At 70.9% G+C, this 16625-nt stretch carries 10 protein-coding genes; 1 reads left to right on the top strand and 9 read right to left on the bottom strand.

The window, feature by feature from the left end; translation table 11 throughout:
- Positions 1–60 precede the first annotated feature (60 nt).
- Positions 61–567, top strand: coding sequence for a cupin domain-containing protein (locus ACIO6U_RS25665; RefSeq protein WP_355345836.1), 507 nt, complete (start codon positions 61–63; stop codon positions 565–567).
- A 105-nt stretch (positions 568–672) separates the two neighbouring features.
- On the opposite strand, the gene ACIO6U_RS25660 is transcribed toward ACIO6U_RS25665, so the two are convergent.
- From ACIO6U_RS25660 to ACIO6U_RS25620, 9 genes are all read right to left on the bottom strand, one after another.
- The gene (locus tag ACIO6U_RS25660) at positions 673–3642 is read right to left on the bottom strand and encodes a glycoside hydrolase family 3 C-terminal domain-containing protein (protein ID WP_401722598.1); all 2970 of its coding nucleotides are present in this window, start codon (positions 3640–3642) and stop codon (positions 673–675) included.
- 462 nt (positions 3643–4104) lie between these two features.
- The gene (locus ACIO6U_RS25655) at positions 4105–6714 is read right to left on the bottom strand and encodes a discoidin domain-containing protein (protein WP_391162181.1); all 2610 of its coding nucleotides are present in this window, start codon (positions 6712–6714) and stop codon (positions 4105–4107) included.
- A gap of 493 nt (positions 6715–7207) precedes the next feature.
- Complete coding sequence (locus ACIO6U_RS25650; RefSeq protein WP_401722595.1) at positions 7208–9187, bottom strand: alkaline phosphatase family protein; 1980 nt, start codon at positions 9185–9187, stop codon at positions 7208–7210.
- 182 nt (positions 9188–9369) lie between these two features.
- The gene (gene efeB / locus ACIO6U_RS25645) at positions 9370–10647 is read right to left on the bottom strand and encodes an iron uptake transporter deferrochelatase/peroxidase subunit (RefSeq protein ID WP_401722591.1); all 1278 of its coding nucleotides are present in this window, start codon (positions 10645–10647) and stop codon (positions 9370–9372) included.
- Positions 10644–11834: an imelysin family protein gene (locus ACIO6U_RS25640; protein ID WP_391162234.1), complete on the bottom strand. Its 1191-nt coding sequence runs from the start codon at positions 11832–11834 to the stop codon at positions 10644–10646. Before ACIO6U_RS25640 ends, efeB begins: the two co-directional genes overlap by 4 nt.
- A 287-nt stretch (positions 11835–12121) precedes the next feature.
- Positions 12122–13375, bottom strand: coding sequence for a glycoside hydrolase family 3 N-terminal domain-containing protein (locus ACIO6U_RS25635; RefSeq protein WP_355345853.1), 1254 nt, complete (start codon positions 13373–13375; stop codon positions 12122–12124).
- A 241-nt stretch (positions 13376–13616) separates the two neighbouring features.
- Entirely contained in the window at positions 13617–15014 is a 1398-nt protein-coding gene (locus ACIO6U_RS25630) for an RNA polymerase sigma factor (protein WP_401722587.1), read from the bottom strand.
- Positions 15015–15056: 42 nt separating this feature from the next.
- On the bottom strand, positions 15057–15386 hold the full coding sequence (locus tag ACIO6U_RS25625; protein ID WP_391117591.1) for a YciI family protein: 330 nt from the start codon (positions 15384–15386) through the stop codon (positions 15057–15059).
- Positions 15387–15537: 151 nt separating this feature from the next.
- The gene (locus tag ACIO6U_RS25620) at positions 15538–16272 is read right to left on the bottom strand and encodes a YoaK family protein (RefSeq protein ID WP_355345862.1); all 735 of its coding nucleotides are present in this window, start codon (positions 16270–16272) and stop codon (positions 15538–15540) included.
- Positions 16273–16625 lie beyond the last annotated feature (353 nt).

Genomic DNA, 16625 nt, shown 5'->3' with positions numbered 1-16625 from the left:
GGTGAGCCGTAATGGACACCTCTTGACATCTTTTCCGGGCGCCCTCTAGCGTCGTCTGCCATGAGCGATCAGCCGACCATCGCCGGTGAGGGATTCCATCCGCATCTCCCGGCCGGTTCCGACCCTTCGCACGGCTCGCTGCGCAGCCGACTGCACCACATCAAGGCCGACGGCCTCGACGGCGACACCGCGCAGACCGGCGGCATGCGGCGGTTCGCGGCGATCAGCGGCGGGACCGTCGGGTCCGAGCGGCTGTGGATGGGCCAGACCCATGTCGCCCCCGCCACCGCCTCCTCCGACCACCACCACGGCGAGTCGGAGACCGCGATCTATGTCGTCAGCGGACGCCCGGAGTTCGTCTTCGTGGACGACTCCGGCGGCGAGCCGGAGGAGGTACGGCTGCGCGCCGCGCCCGGCGACTACATCTTCGTACCCCCCTTCGTGCCGCACCGCGAGGAGAACCCGGACGACTCCGAGGAGGCCGTGGTCGTCATCGCCCGCAGCACCCAGGAGGCGATCGTGGTGAACCTCCCGAGCCTGTACGCGCTTCCGGGTGACGGTTCCTGACGAGCCGTCACCCGGAAGGTCACGCGAAGCGGTCACCGGGGCCGGTCACGGAGACCGGTCACCGGGGCCGGTGCCGTCACGTGTGTCCGAGACCGGCGGCCGAGGTCAGTCGTTGACCAGGTCGAACTCCTCCCAGGGGCCGATCGCCGCACGGTTGGCGATCAGGGCGGCGGCGCCCGCGTTCTCCGCCGTCACGTACTGATGGTTGGAGTGGGCGCGCAGCGTCACCGCGCCGTCCGGGTCGTGGATCAGGTCGAAGGTCTCGGCGGCGCCGATGGTACTGCTGCTCGCGATCAGCGCACCGGCCCCGGAGTTGGGGGTGGTCACGTACTTGTTGTTGGCGTGCGCCCGCAGCGCGACCGTCCCTGAACCGAGGTCGATCGCGTCGAAGGTCTCCCAGGGGCCGATCGCCGTACGGTTGGCGATGAGCGCCGCCGCGCCCGCGTTCTCCGCCGTCACGTACTGGCTGTTGGCGTGCGCCTTGAGGCTGATCGTGGTGCTCTGGCCCGGATTCCCCGTCCCGCCGCCGTTGCCCGCGGGGATGGTGGTCTGGCCGGTGAGGCGGATGTCGCGGGAGGAGGAGCCGACGTAGACGGCGTTGGTGCCGGCCGCGTTGGTCCAGGTGGTGGTCCAGTACTGGAAGCTGCGGGCGTCCAGGGTGACCGTGACGTGCTGGCTCTGGCCGGGGTTGAGGCTGACCCGCTGGAAGCCGCGCAGGTTCTTGGGCGGTTCACCCGTCGTGGCGGGCTGTCCGACGTAGACCTGGGCGACCTCGGCGCCCGCTCGTGTACCGGTGTTGGTGACGTCGAAGCCGACGGCCACGTTGCCGTTCGCGTCGGGCGCGCCGACCGTCAGGCCCGAGTAGCCGAAGGTCGTGTAGGACAGGCCGAAGCCGAACGGGTAGGCCGGGGTCTTGTTCTGCGAGTCGTACCAGCGGTAGCCGACGTTGATGCCCTCGCTGTACTGCACGGTGTTGTTCTGGCCGGGCCATTGGGCCGGGGTGTGGGCGGGGACGTCCGCGAGGGAGGCGGGGAAGGTCACCGGCAGCTTGCCGGAGAAGTTGACGTCGCCGTACAGCAGCCGGGCGATGGCGTTGCCGTCCTCCTGGCCCGGATACCAGTTCTCGATGATGCCCCGGACGGAGTTGGCCCACGGCATGGCGATCGCCGAGCCGCTGTTGACGACCACGATGGTGTTGGGGTTGGCCGCCGCCACATCGGTGACGAGCTGGTTCTGGTCGCCGGACAGCGAGATGTCGTTGATGTCGGCGCCTTCGCCCTCACCCTTGTTCACGAAGACGATCGCGGTGTCCGCGTTCCGCGCCGCCGTGACGGCCTCGCCGTGCAGGTCCTGGTTGGGGATCTGCCAGCCCAGTTCCAGCTCGCTGCCGCCGCCGTCCTGGAAGTAGTCGATCTCGACGCTGACCGGCTGGCCCGCGGTGAGCGTCACCGTGCCCGTCTTCGTGGTGGTCGGCTGGTTCGCCCAGTTGTTGATGATCTGCTGGCCGTTGACGAACAGCCTGCTGCCGTCGTCACTGGTCAGGGCGAAGGTGTACGTGCCGGTGGTCGGCGGGGTCAGCGTGCCGGTCCACTTCGCCGACCAGCCTGTCGCCGGGACACCGGACGCCGGAGAGGCGCCGCCCCACAGGAAGTTCAGCGTCGGGTCGACCCGCGAGAGGACCGGAGTGCCGCCCATCGACGTCCCGTTGTAGAACTGCCCGTACAGGCCGTGGCCGCTGCCCGAAGAGGGCGTCAGATACGGGCTGTCGACGATCTCGCCGCTCGGGGAGGCGTATCCCTGGGCGTAGTTGACGCTCGCGCCGCTGCCCGCGCGGGTGACCAGCGCCGAGTACGGGGTCACGACCGAGGACGAGCCGACGTGCGTGCTGCCGCCGCCCGCCGTCATGGCGTTGGGACCCGCGTCGTCGCCGATCACGGCGATCTTCTTGTTCGCGGAGCCCAGCGGCAGCGCGGCGGAGGCGTTCTTCAGCAGGACGCTGCCCTCCTCGGCGACCTGCCGGGCCGTGGTCCGGTGCGCGTCCGTGCTGACCGGCGTGGTGATGGTGCCGGTCTGCGTGGTGTCGAAGAGCCCGGAGGCGAACATCGCGGTGAGGATGCGGCGGACGTGCCCGTCGAGCGTGGCCTGCGAGACCTGGCCGGAGGCCACCGCGTTGGTGAGCGCCGTGCCGTAGAAGTCGCTGCCGTTCATCTCCATGTCCAGGCCGTTGTTGGCCGAGGCGACCGTGGAGTGGGTACCGCCCCAGTCGGAGGTGACGAAGCCGGTGAAGCCGAGGTCGCCCTCCAGCACCTGCTGGATCAACTGGGCGTTCTCGCAGGCGAAGGTGCCCGCGACCGAGGCGTAGGAACACATCACCGAGTACGCCTGGCCCTGCTTGACGGCGGCTTCGAAGGCGGGCAGGTAGATCTCCCGCTGGGTACGGTCGGACATGATGACGTTGTCCGAGGCGTTGTTGCGGTTGGTCTCCTGGTTGTAGTCCGCGTAGTGCTTGACCTGGGCCATCGGGCCCTGGCTCTGGATGCCCTGGATGTCGGCCGCGCCCAACTGGCCTGTCAGATACGGGTCTTCGCCCAGTGACTCGAAGGCGCGGCCCCAGCGCGGGTCGCGCACGATGTTGATCGTCGGGCCGAGCACCACATTGGCGCCCTTGCCCCACTCCTCGTTGCCGATCACCTGGCCGTAGCTCTTGGCCAGGTCGCGGTCCCAGGAGGCCGCGGCGGCCACCGGGGCCGGGAGCTGTGTGACGCCGCCCGCGCCGTCCGCGACGCCCGCCGGGCCGTCCTGGAGGCGTAACTGGGGTATGCCGAGACGGGTGTTGGCGTCCACGCAGGCGCCCCATGAGCACTGCGCGCCGCCGTGCATCATCGTGATCTTCTCGGCGTTGGTCATCTGCGCCAGCAGAGCGTCGGCGCGCTGCGCGGGGGTGTCGGCCGCGCTCATCCACGGCCGGGCGTCGGCCGCCGAAGCGGACTGCGCGGGCAGGGGTCCGGCGGTCAGCGCGGCCAGCGCGGCGACCGCGATGGCGAGCACGCTGGAGAGCAGGGGGCGTCGTCTCATCGCCACTCCGTTCGGGTTCGGCGGGCGGTGTGGGGTGCCGCCCGTGCCAGGGGGGATGGAGCCCAAGAGTGCTCACCGAGGATTGTGCTCAACTTGCGCACAGGTCAAGGGTTATTGCAGATTCGACGCCGCCATATTGCGTGAAGTCGGCCGCTACGACCGCCTGTTGCGTCCGCGACTGCCCTGATTAGGTGCGATCCCGAACACCCGGAGTCGGCCCGAGACGGCGCGCGCGAGCGGCCCGAGACGGCACGCGCGAGCGGCCCGAGACGGCACGCGCCGAGCGGCCCGAGCCCGCACGCGCCGAGCGGCCCGGACCCGTACGGCCCGCTCCCGGACATGCGGAAGGGCCGCCGCCCTGAACAGGGCGGCGGCCCCTCGCACTCGGTGGTGCCCGTAGGCGCGCCTGTGGGGCGACGCGCCTACGGGGTCTCAGGCGCCATGACGGCCTTCGTCATGGGGTTACGGGTACGACGTCACCGTGGACGGTACGGTCGAGGTGCCCGACGTGCCCGGCCCGGTGTTGTTGATGACGTGGGCGTATTGGCCCATGCCGCCGAGCGAGACGACCAACAGGTCGTGGAACTTCACGCCCGCCGTGGTCGGTGCCTCGAAGCCGTGGTCCTGGATGATCGACGGATCGGCCGTGTAGTTGCAGTAGCTGCCGAGACCCCAGCCCTCGTGGGTGGTGACGTTGTCGTCCACCTTGTAGGCCGCGAACCCGCGGATACTGCCGTTCTGGACCGCCGCCTGGTTCGGGGCGTCGTAGGCCTTCTCGTTCTGGAAGAAGATCGTCCTGCCGTTCTGACCGGACCACTCCACGTCGTACTTCTTGAAGTGCTCCACGAACAGGCCGGTCGCCAGCACGTTGTTGCCGTTGACCTTCAGACCGATGTCGGCCGGGTTGACGTTCCAGCCGGTCGGCGCGCTGCCGTGGTCGGCACGCCAGATCCAGGTGTGGTCGATGATGACGTCATTGCTGTTGATCTCGAACGCGGTCTGGGCCTGAGCGGCGCGCGCGCCGCCGACCCGGGCGAACACGTCCTGGACCGTGGTCGGGTTGGCCGAGTGGTTCGCGGACGAACCGGGCGCGCCGACCTGGAGGAGCTGCGGCGAGTTGCCCGCACCGGCGTCGATCAGGAAGCTCGCCAGCCGGACGCCGTCCACGTCGGCGACCTTCACCGCGTCCACGCCGTTGTCCGGGACGACCGTGGCGTAGCCGAGGCCGAGGACGACGGTGTTGGCGCGCGTGACGTTGATCGGCTGGTCCACGTGGTAGATGCCCGGAGTGAGCAGCAGGTTCAGCCCCTGCGCGAGCGCCGCGTTGATGGTCGCCGCGGAGTCGCCGGGGTGCGCCACGTAGAACTGCGTCAGCGGGATCGACGTACCCGGCGTGTTGGGCCAGGAGGTGCCGCTCGCGTTCTGCCGCAGGCTCGGCACGAACACCGAGTAGTTGTTGCCGTCCAGGTACATGTACGGCTTCTCACGCGACTCCGGCGTCGTGGCCAGCGTCGTGTAGACCGGGTTCGGGAAGCCCTGCGCCGGAGCGCCCTTCACACCCGAGAACACCATGTTCCACACGCCGTTGGTCCAGCCGCCGATGGAGCTGTCGCGGGTGTACCACTGCTGCTGCGAGTACGGGCCCACGGTGCCGTCGATCTTGCTGTCGGCGATGTAGCCGCCACTCGCCCAGCCGTAACCGGCCGGTGCCAGGTTCAGACCGCCCTGGACGTGGATCCGGCGGAACGGCGCGGCCTGCGCGACGGCCCAGCGGTCGTCGCCGCTGACCGGCTTGATGGCCAGGTTCTCCACCGAGCGCCAGAAGTTCTGGGTCGCGTTGCCGTTGAACCAGCCCGCGTCGACGGTGATGTCACCGTTGATCTGGACGTCGTCCGGGTTCTTGCCCAGGCCGGAGACCGAGGTGTAGAAGCCGACCTGGTCGTTGATGCCGTTGTACGTACCCGGCTTGAAGAAGACCTGGTAGCGGGCGTCACCGAACTGGTTGGACTCCTGCTGGGCGAAGATCTGGTCGAGCTGGCCCTGGAGGTTGGGCGTGGACGGGTCGAAGACCTTGACGTTGGGGCCGAGGTCGCCGCCGCCCTGGATCGGGCCGGTGCCGCCACCGCCGCTGCCCGCGGTGCCGAACACCTGGAACTCCCACAGGGAGTAGCCGTATCCGGTGGCGCGGACCGTGCCGTACACCCGGACGTAGCGCCCGGTGCCGGTCACGGTGAGCGTCTGGTTGCCGCCCGTGCCGGTGGTGGTGGAGTAGATGTCGGTCCAGTTCGTGCCGTCGGCCGAGGTCTGGATCTTGAAGGACTTGGCGTACGCCGCCTCCCAGTTGAGCGCGACCGAGCTGATGGTCGCGGACGCGCCCAGGTCGACCTGGAGCCACTGCGGGTCGCTGGCCGCGCTGGACCAGCGGGTGCCGGTGTTGCCGTCGACCGCGGCCGAGGCGGGCGTGCCCGCGTTCTCGGTCGAGGACGCGGTGGCGGTCTTGCCCTGCGAGAGCAGCGTCCCGGTGGCCGGCGGGTTGCCCCCGCCGCCCGTGCTGCCGTAGACCTGGAACTCCCAGAGCGAGTAACCGTAACCGGTCGCGCGCGCCGTACCGTACATACGGACATAACGCCCGGAAGCGTTTACGGCGACTGTCTGGACACCACCGGTCGCGGTGGTGGTGGAGTAGGCGTCGGTCCAGTTCGTGCCGTCGGCCGAGGTCTGGATCTTGAACGCCTTGGCGTACGCCGCCTCCCAGTTGAGGGTGACGGAGCTGATGGTCGCCGTGGCGCCGAGGTCGACCTGGAGCCACTGCGGGTCGGAGGCGGCGCTGGACCAGCGGGTGCCGGTGTTGCCGTCGACCGCGGCCGAGGCGGGCGTGCCCGCGTTCTCGGTCGACGACGCCGTCGCGGTTTTGCCCTGGGAGAGCAGTGTGTCCGCCGCGCGGGCGGAGTGCGAGGGTACGAAGAGGAGCAACGAGGCGATCAGGGCCGTGATGATCGCCGCGGCGGTGTTACGCCGATTCGCCGGTGCTGATGGTCTCAGCGCCGTCGAGCCGGAGGGGGGAGCGAGCATGAGCAACTCTCCTGGTTCCACACGTGGGGGGGCAGGGGTCGGTGATCGTCCGGCCGAACTGCGGTGGCCGGACGACAGGATGCTGCTGAAACGGTGAAGTCCGGGCGGGCGCCCACCTGTTGAGGTGAGAGCGCTCTCCCGGGTGCACACCGCGATGGTTCTCCCTGTGTTTCATCCATGTCAAGAGTTGTGCACAGAGTGCGTCCTCCCGAATGGGGAAGCTCCAGAAATCCGGGCAAAGCCGTCGTAGCTGGTGACACAAGTTGAACGCACTGCGGTGACCAGCGGGTATGTCAGGACGTCTCCGCGCGGCAGGCCGCTTGACGCGCCGTCGCACCTCGCCCGCACCCCGGTCCGACCCGGAAACGCTTCCGTATACCTTCAGAGCATGAAGCCGCAGTGGACTGCGGTGGTATGTGCGGCGGATGGCGAAAAGGGCCGTTCCCGGCGCGCGCGAGGCGCACCGGGAACGGCCCTGGGGCAGAGCGTCGGATCAGACCGCGGTGGTCGACCGGCGACGGCCGCGGCGGGCGTAGTAGAGCGCCCCGCCGCCGACGAGCAGTACGCCCGCGGTGATGCCCAGCGGCAGGACCGGGGAGGTGCCGCCGGTCTCCGCGAGGGTCTGCGTGGAGGCGTCGTTGTGACCGCCGGACGAGCCGCCCGAGTGCGAACCGCCGTTGGAGCCGCCGGAGTTCGCCCCGCCGGAGTTCGCGCCGCCCGAGTTCGCGCCGCCCGAGGAGGAGCCGCCGGAGGTGCCGTGGCCGCCCCCGCCGTGGGTGTCGATGTCCTTGACCGACTTCACGGAGCCGTCGGCGTTCAGCAGCACCTGCTTGTTGTTCGGGTGCTTGAAGTCGAACGCGCCGGTCAGCGAGTTGGCGCGGCTGTCGAAGGACGCGTCACCGACCCGGCCGGTCTTCCAGTTGTCCTCGATGAACTTGGTGATCGACGCCTGCTCGGTGCGGGTGTGGTCGACCGAATTCACCTTGCTGTACGGGGAGATGACCAGCAGCGGCTGCCGGGTGCCGGGGCCGCAGCGGTCCGCGTAGCCACCGGCCGACGCGGGACCCGCCTGGCACGCCGGGCTGTCGACGGCCTTGCCGTTGGAGCCGACCGTGCTGTCCTTCGAGCCGTTCTGCGGCTTGGCGTACGCGTGGTCGTACCAGCCGTCGGAGTCGTCGTACGCGACGACGACCGCGGTGTCCTTCCAGGAGGACGACGCCTGGACCGCGTTGATCTCCTTGACGAGGAAGTTCTGCTCGTCGGTCGGGTCGGAGTAGGCGGCGTGGCCGTCCTGGTACTCGGCGGCCTTGAGGAAGCTGACGGCGGGCAGGCTGCCGGCCTTGAGCGCGGAGTCGAAGTCGGTCAAGTCGTAGTTGTGGTTCGCCTGGCCGTTGTGCCCGATCTCGGCGGTGTTCTTCGGCGCGAGGTGGTGCGGGTTCGACGTCGACGCGTAGTACTGGAACGGCGAGTGGTGCGGGCTGTAGTCGACGGAGGACGCGCCGGCGATGTTGGCGTGCGTGGAGTTGGCGCAGCTCGCGTAGTCGCCGCTCTTGCCGTCCCACGCGGTGGAGGGACGGAAGCCGCCCTGGAACCAGCCCCAGGTGACCTTCTTGGAGTTCAGCAGGTCACCGACGTTCTTGCCGCGCATGACCGCCAGCGCGTTGGTGCCGGTGTGGCTGTTGTCCGAGCAGTCGTCGAACGCCGGGTCGGGGTCGTTGATGACCGTGCCGACGCCCTTGGCGTCGGGGGAGACCACCGTGTACGCGTCCGGCGTCGCCGTCTGCTTCGGGTGCTCGGTGCCCGAGGCCGGGTCGACCGAGATGACACCGTGCGTCTGACCGGAGATCAGATTGAGCGCGCCCGGCGTGGACGGACCGTACGTGGAGCTGTACGAGTTGTCGCCCAGCGAGTAGTGCTGCGCGTAGTTCCACAGGCCCGTGACGGTGTTGCCGTCGTAGTAGTCCATCACCAGACCGGGCTCGCCGAACAGGCCGCCAGAACACTTGCTGGTCTCGGTGTTCTGGACGTACGCGTCGGCCTTGCCGCCGTTGGCCGCGTACTGCTCGGGGCCGTAGTTGTGGTTCTGGTCGCAGGTCACGGCCTGGTCGGGGGAGAGCCGCTTGGGCGCGTACTGGTTCGGGTTGGTCTTGAGCAGACCGGCGTGCGCGAGGGTGTCGATGTTCTTCGGCGTGTTCCCGGCCGCCGTGAACTTCGTGCCGTCGGTGTTCGCCGCGGCCGGGTAGCTGCCGAAGTAGTGGTCGAAGGAGACGTTCTCCTGGAAGATCACCACCAGGTGCTTGATCGGCGTCTCGGTGCCGCCACCGCCGTTGTGCGACGGGGAGTCGGCCAGGGCCGGCGCCGCCGTCCCGCCCATCAGCACGAGCGCCGCAGCTCCGGCGAACGCCCCCCACCGGGCGGCCCGTACGCGCGGGCCCGCCCCTCTGCTCCTGCCAGAACCGCTTGTGGTGCTCATACTTTCTCAGCCTCCGCTAAGTGCCGCGTCGCGCGTGCCGCTGTCATTCGTGCACGGTGTCGAACGCGATCGTCATGGCGGTCCGCGACATGACAAAGGCACAGCGGTGGAGGCGGGGTGAACAGCGGGTCAGTAAAATCTTAGGAAGCCTTGACCCCGCTTTTACACTCTGAGCTGCGGTTTCAGGCGAGCAGCCCGCTGCCGAGCCAGTCGGACCGGTCGCGCACTCCCGGCAGGACGAAGAAATAGCCGCCGCCGAACGGGGTGATGTAGTCCACCAGCGGCTCACCCGCGAGGCGCTTTTGCACCGTCGCGAACTGCCGCTCGATGTCCTGCTGATAACAGACGAAGATCAGCCCCATGTCGAGGTTGCCATTGCTGTCCATACCGCGGTCGTAGTTGTAACCACGGCGCAGAATACGGGAGTTGTCGGTGCGCGCGGTGCGCGGATTGGCGACCCGGATATGGCTGTCCAACGGGATCACATCGCCGGTCGGATCCTGCGCGAATCGCGGTGTGTCGAATTCCCTGGTCCCGTCCAGCGGCGCGCCGGTGTCCCGGCTGCGGCCGAACATCCGCTCCTGTTCGGTGATCGAGACCCGGTCCCAGAACTCCACCAGCATCCGGATCGTCCGCACCACCTGGTACGTGCCTCCGGTCGTCCAGGCGGGCTCGCCGCCGCCCCCGGCGCCCCGCACCCAGAGCAGCTCGTTCGCGGTGGCCGGATCGCTGATGTCCGGATTGGAGGTGCCGTCCTTGAAACCCATGTGGTTGCGCGGTGTGCCGCTGGGCCGCGGCGGGCTGGTGAAACCGTCCAGCCGCCAGCGCACCTGCATCCCGCCGCGGGTGTGCCGGGCGATGTCGCGCAGCGCGTGCAGCGCCGTGTCCGGGTGCGGCGCGGAGAGCTGGAGGCTCAGGTCCCCGTGGCACCAGCCGGGTTGGAGGTCGTCGTCCTCGAACGCGGGCATCGTGCTCAGCCGCAGCGGCTTGCGGTCCTTGAGCCCGAACCGCTCGTCGAAGAGCGACGCGCCCACCCCGACGGTGGCGGTCAGACCGTCGCCCGGCACCTTCGGGCCCAGCGTGCCGCTGTCCGACGGCGAGTCCGTGATGCCGAGCGCCGCGGGTGTGCCGCCGCCGGTCAGGAACCTCGCGCGGTCGGTGACGGTGTGCAGCAGCTCGGTCAGTTCACGCCGGTCGGCGGCGGTGATGTCGAAGGACAGGAAGAGCGAGGACTGCTGCACCGGCCGCGTGACGCCCGCCTGGTGCGGGCCGTGGAAGTCGGCGTTCGCGCGTGCCGCCGGGGCCGGGGCCGGGCCGGCGGCGGAAGCGGTCGCGCCCGTCAGCGCGGCGGCGCCACCGGCCACGGCGCCGACGGCGCCCACACCGAGCGCCGCGCCGCGCAGAAAGCCGCGCCGCCGCAGGTCGCCCGCGCCCGCCACGGGCCCGTGCGTGTCCGTCATGCCGTCCTCCGTACATCGAAGATCGTCGCCACCGGGGCGAGTTGTTCGAGCAGATCGCCGAAGTCGGCGTTGATCCGCTGGCGCTGATCGTGTGTCAGCTTGTCGAGCGGCGTCCACGTCCCACCGTGGTGCGCGGCGTCCAGGTCGCGCTCCGCGCGCTTGAGCGACGCGTCGAGCTCGGCGGTCCGCGGGTCGCGCGGGGCGAGCAGGGCGTGCAGCCGGCCGAGCAGTTCCTTCGTACCGTCGAGATTCGCGCGGGCCGTGGCCAGATTCGTACCGCTGCCGTAGTCCGTACGGCCGGTCAGCTCGAACTGCTCGGCGTTCTCCACGATCTCGTGCGCGCGCAGTCCCAGGTCGGCCGGGTCCATCCGCTCCTGCGACCAGCCGTCGCGCAGCGTCGCCACGTCCTTGACCAGCGCGGCGGCCGGGCCGCGCAGCGAGTCGGCGGAGGCGCCGTGCCACAGCCCGTACTCGATCCGGTGGAAGCCGGTGAAGTCCGCGGAGGCGACCGAGCCTGGCGTGAGCGAGGCCGTGCCGTTGATCGCGCCGTCCGCGTCGCCGAAGGTGCCGTACGCGGCGCCCATCCGCTCGTAGACCAGGTGCGCGCTCAGCCAGTCGCGCCGGGCCGCGGTCAGATCGCCGCCGTCGATGTCCGACCTGAGGGCGCCGACGCCGCGGGCGAGGTCGTCGATCCGGGCGCCGACCCACCGCTGGTACGCCAGCGTCGGCGGGATCAGATCGTGCTGGGTGACCGGCACCGCGGCCGGGCCCCGGGGAGCCTTGCCCGGCACGACGACGGTCGGCCCGGTGACCGCGTCGGTGTCCTCCTGGAGGCACTTGAACGCGTACGAGCCGCTGCCCAGGTCCACCGCCATCGGCCGGGTGATGCCCGGCGCCAGGCCCTCCACCTCGCCGTAGACCTTCCCGCTGCGCGGGTCGGTCAGATAGACCTCGGTGGCGCTCGCGCCGGTGTTGCGCAGGTCGAAGACCTGCGTGCCCGGCTTCGGCGTGATCCAGCCCCGGCCGCAGCCGCCCGTGGACGCGTCCACCGCCGTGTGCCGCAGACCGTCCGACGCGGTGGCGGGAGCGGCGTGCTTGTCGGTGTGACCGCCACCGCCGCCGACGGTGAGCACCGCCGCGGTGACCGCTCCCGCGACGGCGAGCCCGGCCGCGGCCACCTGCCACATCGGCACGCGGCGGAGTCGGTTCGGTGGCGGCGGAGCTATGCCGTCTGGTTCGGCGGACACACCGGACCTCCAGATGTCGGTGCAGTGGAACGGGGCGCCGTTCATGCTAAGCACCTCACGACCGCGCACCCACCTGCGCCAAGGTCAGGAATCCACAATTCCCCGGCAGTTCACCCTTGAGTCACATAAGGGCACCCTTACCGGGGCTTTCGGCCGGTGAAGTGCCTTGTCGCGCCCGGAGCACCGTCACCCGTCAGCAGCACCGTCACACGTTGCGCCGTAGCGCCTTAGCAGCTCAGCAGGCCCGCGTTGACCTTGGCGGTCAGGATGCGGTGCAGGCTGTCGTCGACCGCGGCGCGCAGCGTCGCGTCCTTCGGGAGCCGGTCGATGACGGCTGCGGTCATCGGGGCGATGTCGCTCGGCCGGACCGTCAGCAGCATGTTGCCGCCCGCGGCGAAGAAGTCCAGCGCGCGCTGCGCGGGGGTACGGTCGCTGACGGCGACGGCCGCGCCGATGTCGTCGGAGATGACCGCGCCCTTGAAGCCGAGCTGGGTGCGCAGCAGGTCGTGCAGGACGATGCGCGAGAAGACCGCCTGGTTGTCGGGGTCGATCTTCGTATAGGTCGCCGACGAGACCATGATGAACGGCGTGCCCGCCTGGATGGCGCTGCGGAACGGCTGGAGGTAGGAGTCGTTACGGGTGGTCACCGTGTCCGTGACGCCCGCCGTCAGGTCGGTGTTGCCGCGGACCCGGCCGAGGCCGGGAAAGTGCTTGGCCGTGGGAACGACCCCGGACTGCCGCATGCCGAGCAGAAACGCGTCGCTGTGCGTGGCGACGGTCGCGGGATCGTTTCCGTACTCCCGGTGCAGCTCGCCGATCGGCGCGTTGACACCAACCAGGTCCGCCGGGACCGTGTCCGCGACCGGTGCCAGGTTCATGTTCACCCCGGCCGCCTTGAGCTGGCCCGCCCACGTCGCCGCCTCCTGCCGGAGCCGCGACGCGGACCACTGACCCTGCGTGACCGCGTTCGGCATGCTGGAGAAGCCGGGGCCGTTGAGCACCTGGACCTCGCCGCCCTCCTGGTCGGTGGAGACCAGCAGCCGCAGATTCGAGCCCTTGACGGAGGTGGCGAGCGTCCGCACCCGGTCGGTGACCCCCTTGACCGCCTGCGTGCCCGCCGAGGTGTGGCCCATCAGGATGACCGCGCCCACCTTGCCCTGCGTGATCGCCGACGCCTCGGAGCCGGTCATCCCGGTGGACGTCACGGCCGACATGAAGAGCTGCCCGACGCGCTGGGCGGTCGACATCGCGCCCGCCGTCCGGTCCACGCAGCTCGCCTGCGCCTTGGTCGTGCTCGCCGCGGGCGGCGGTACGGGAGTGGCGTGCGTCGTGCTGGGCGACGGTGACGCCGACGGACGGGCCGACGTGGCCGTGGTCGTCGGCGCCGCGCTGGGCGACGCCGACGTCGTACCGGGCGCCACGGACGTGGCCGACGTGTCACCGCTCCCGCCCCCGTTGGAACAGGCCGCGACAGTGACCATCAGCCCCACCGCGAGCCCCACCCCACGCCGTCGCGAGCGGGACGTTCGGCTGGCGGCACCAGGAGCAGTCGGCAGACGCACGGGAAGACCTCACACCTTTTCGATCACACGGAAACGGAACGTATGCACTCATCCCCTTCCCCCTGAGGCGCCAGTTGTCTCATGTGACGTGGAGAAACCCCCGCGATGGGTGTGACACGCCCGGCAAGGCCCTTACCAGGGGAAGGCGTCGGAGCGGCCGTCAGCCGTCGGCCGGGTCCGGGGCGGTGGGAGGCGTCGAGCCGGACGTTCCGGTGCCGGATTCGACCTCGGCCAGGCGGCGGAGGAGGAAACGGCGTTCCGGCGGGGTGGGGGAGAGGGCGATGGCCTCGCGGTAGGCGTCGGCGGCGGCGTCGGAGCGGCCGAGACGGCGCAGCAGGTCGGCGCGGGTGGCGGGGAGCAGGTGGTAGCCGTCGAGTCGGCCGCTCGCGGTGAGGGCGTCGACCAGGGCGAGGCCCGCGGCGGGCCCGCGGGCCATGGCGACGGCGACCGCGCGGTTGAGCTCGACCACGGGGCCCGGCGTCATGCGCGCCAGTTCGCCGTAGAGGAGCGCGATCTGCGGCCAGTCGGTGGCGGCGGCCTCGGCGGCGCTCGCGTGACACGCGGCGATGGCCGCCTGGACCTGGTACGGCCCCGGGCGGCGGGCGAGCAGGGCGTCCTCCACGACGGCGAGCCCCTCGGCGATCTCGTCCCGGTCCCAGGCCGTACGGTCCTGCTCGTCGAGCGGCACCAGGTCACCGGCCGCGTCGGTACGGGCGGCGGCGCGCGCGTCGTGCAGCAGCATCAGCGCGAGCAGTCCGCGCGCCTCCGGCTCGTACGGCAGCAGCGCGGCCAGCAGCCGGGCCAGCCGGATCGCCTCGGCCGTGACGCGCCGCTGGTCGGCGCTGTCCGCCGTGTCGGCCCTGGGCGCGTAACCGGCGTTGAACAGCAGGTACAGCACGGCGAGTACGGCGGAGGTCCGCTCCGGGAGCAGGTCGCGCGGCGGCACGCGGAAGGGGATGCCCGCGTGCCGGATCTTGCTCTTGGCGCGGGTGAGCCGCTGTCCCATCGTGCCCTCGGGCACCAGGAAGGCCCGCGCGATCTCCGCCGTGCTCAGCCCGGTCAGGGTGCGCAGGGTCAGCGCGACGCGGGACGGCAGCGGCAGCGCGGGGTGGCAGCAGGTGAAGATCAGCCGCAGCCGGTCGTCCGGTACGGGATCGTCGTCGTTCCCGGGCGGCGGGAGGGCGTCGTCCACCGGGGTCAGCACGGCCGCCTCCCGCAGCTTGCGTTTCTCGTTCGCCGCCCTGCGCAGCCGGTCCAGGGCGCGGTTGCGGGCGGTGGTGGTCAGCCAGGCGCCGGGTCTGCGCGGCACACCGTCGACCGGCCAGCGCTCCAGCGCCCGCGCGAAGGCGTCCTGCGCGCACTCCTCCGCGAGGTCCCAGTCGCCGGTCATGCCGATCACCGCGGCCACGACCCGGCCCCACTCCTCTGACCAGGCCGCGGCGACGGCGTCCTTGACGGGGTCGGGGCGGCGCGGCCCCGACGGGGGACGCGCCTGTCCGCGCCCGGAGTCCCCGTGCGCCCCGGTCACCGCCCAGGACTCCGCGTCCCGACCCGTCATCGCCTCACTCCGCCCCGCCACCTCGTCAGCCCGCGGTTCGCGTCACTCCGTCCAGAACGGCCGCACCTCGACCATCCCGTACCGCGCCACCGGATGCTTCGCGGCGATCGCGATCGCCTCGTCCAGATCGGCGCAGTCGATGATGTCGAAGCCGCAGATCTGCTCCTTCGTCTCGGCGAAGGGCCCGTCCGTGATCAGCGGCGCGCCGTCCTTGAACCGTACGGTGGTCGCGTCCTGCGCCGGACGGATGCGGCTGCCCAGCAGCCGGGTGCCGTTGCGGGTCGTCTCGGCGACCCACGGCATCGCGTCCATCTCCTCCTCGGGCGCGTCGGCCAGCGATCCGTCGTCGCAGATGAGCAGCAGATACTTCATGGTCCTTCTCCTTCTCCGGTCACTCCGGAGGTCGCGATGCCTCCGGCGGCCACGGGCCTCTTCTTCCTCCCGTGCGTCCACCCCTACGACGATCGGGAACCGCCGGAAACTACACCGGGCGGAAAGAACTTCGGCACGAGCCGCGTCCGCGTCACGCCGCCGCCGTCCAGCCGAGCGCCGAGCGCCGGTGCGGGAACAGCGCCACCGCCACCGCGACCAGCGCCGCACCGGCGATGAGCAGCGGCAGCGCCCGGTGCCCGTGCCCGATCAGCGCGGCACCGGCCAGGGCCCCGAGGAACATCGCCGCCGCCGAGAGCAGCCTGCGCCCCGCCTTGCTCGTCTCGCCGCCCGCCAGGCGGCTGTCCGAGGCCACGCCGGTGATGGTCAGGGTCAGCACCGTGGTCGTCAGGTCGGGCACGGCCAGCCGCCGTACCACCGCGTTCTGCCCGCCCATCGCGAAGCCCAGCAGCACGACCAGGCACCAGCGGCTCCACCCGGCGGCCGGCAGGTCGACCAGCTCGCCGACCACGTAACAGACCAGGACGAGCAGTGCCTGCCCGGCCGTCACCGCGAGCAGCAGCCGCGCCCGGTGCCGCACGACACGGTTGGCCAGCCGCCCCGCGGCCAGCGCGCCCACGGCGAAGGAGAGCAGCGACAGGACGGAGGCGGTCAGCGAGAAGCCGCTGGAACCGGCGAGCGAGAAGGCCATGAAGACGACGTTGCCCGTCATGTTCGCGACGAAGACCCGGCCCAGTGCCAGGTAGCTGAAGGCGTCGACCAGTCCGGTCACGACGGTGAGCCCGAGCAGCAGCGGCGGCAGCGGCCCGTGCCGCCCGCCGAAGTCGGGTACGAGCGTGTCGCGGGCCTCGCGGAGCGTGGAGTTCACGGCGGCCGTCCTCCGATCATGCGTTCCCTGGGCGACCCATGGTCCCGCCCCGCAGCCCGTCAGACCCCCCGCCGCGCGGGACCTTCCGCCGTAAGCGGGCCGTTGCCCGTACGAACGCCGTGGCGCGCCGGTACGAAGATCGGTCCGCGCCCGTATGAAAGTCGGTCCGCGCCGGTCCGAAAGCCAGGCCGCGCCGGTCCGAAAGCCAGGCGTCGCCGGTCTGAAGATCGGTCCGCGCCCGTACCGAAAAGCGGACCGCCCACAGCCGTGCCGGCGCCCGCTCCCGCGCCCGAACGGGCACGTCAGCCGTGCCGCGCGTGGCATACGGGGGACGCGCGGGCTGTCGGCGCCGT

This window comes from Streptomyces sp. NPDC087422 (assembly GCF_044744145.1).
Classification (GTDB): domain Bacteria; phylum Actinomycetota; class Actinomycetes; order Streptomycetales; family Streptomycetaceae; genus Actinacidiphila.
This window is presented reverse-complemented; position numbering and strand designations above follow the sequence as displayed.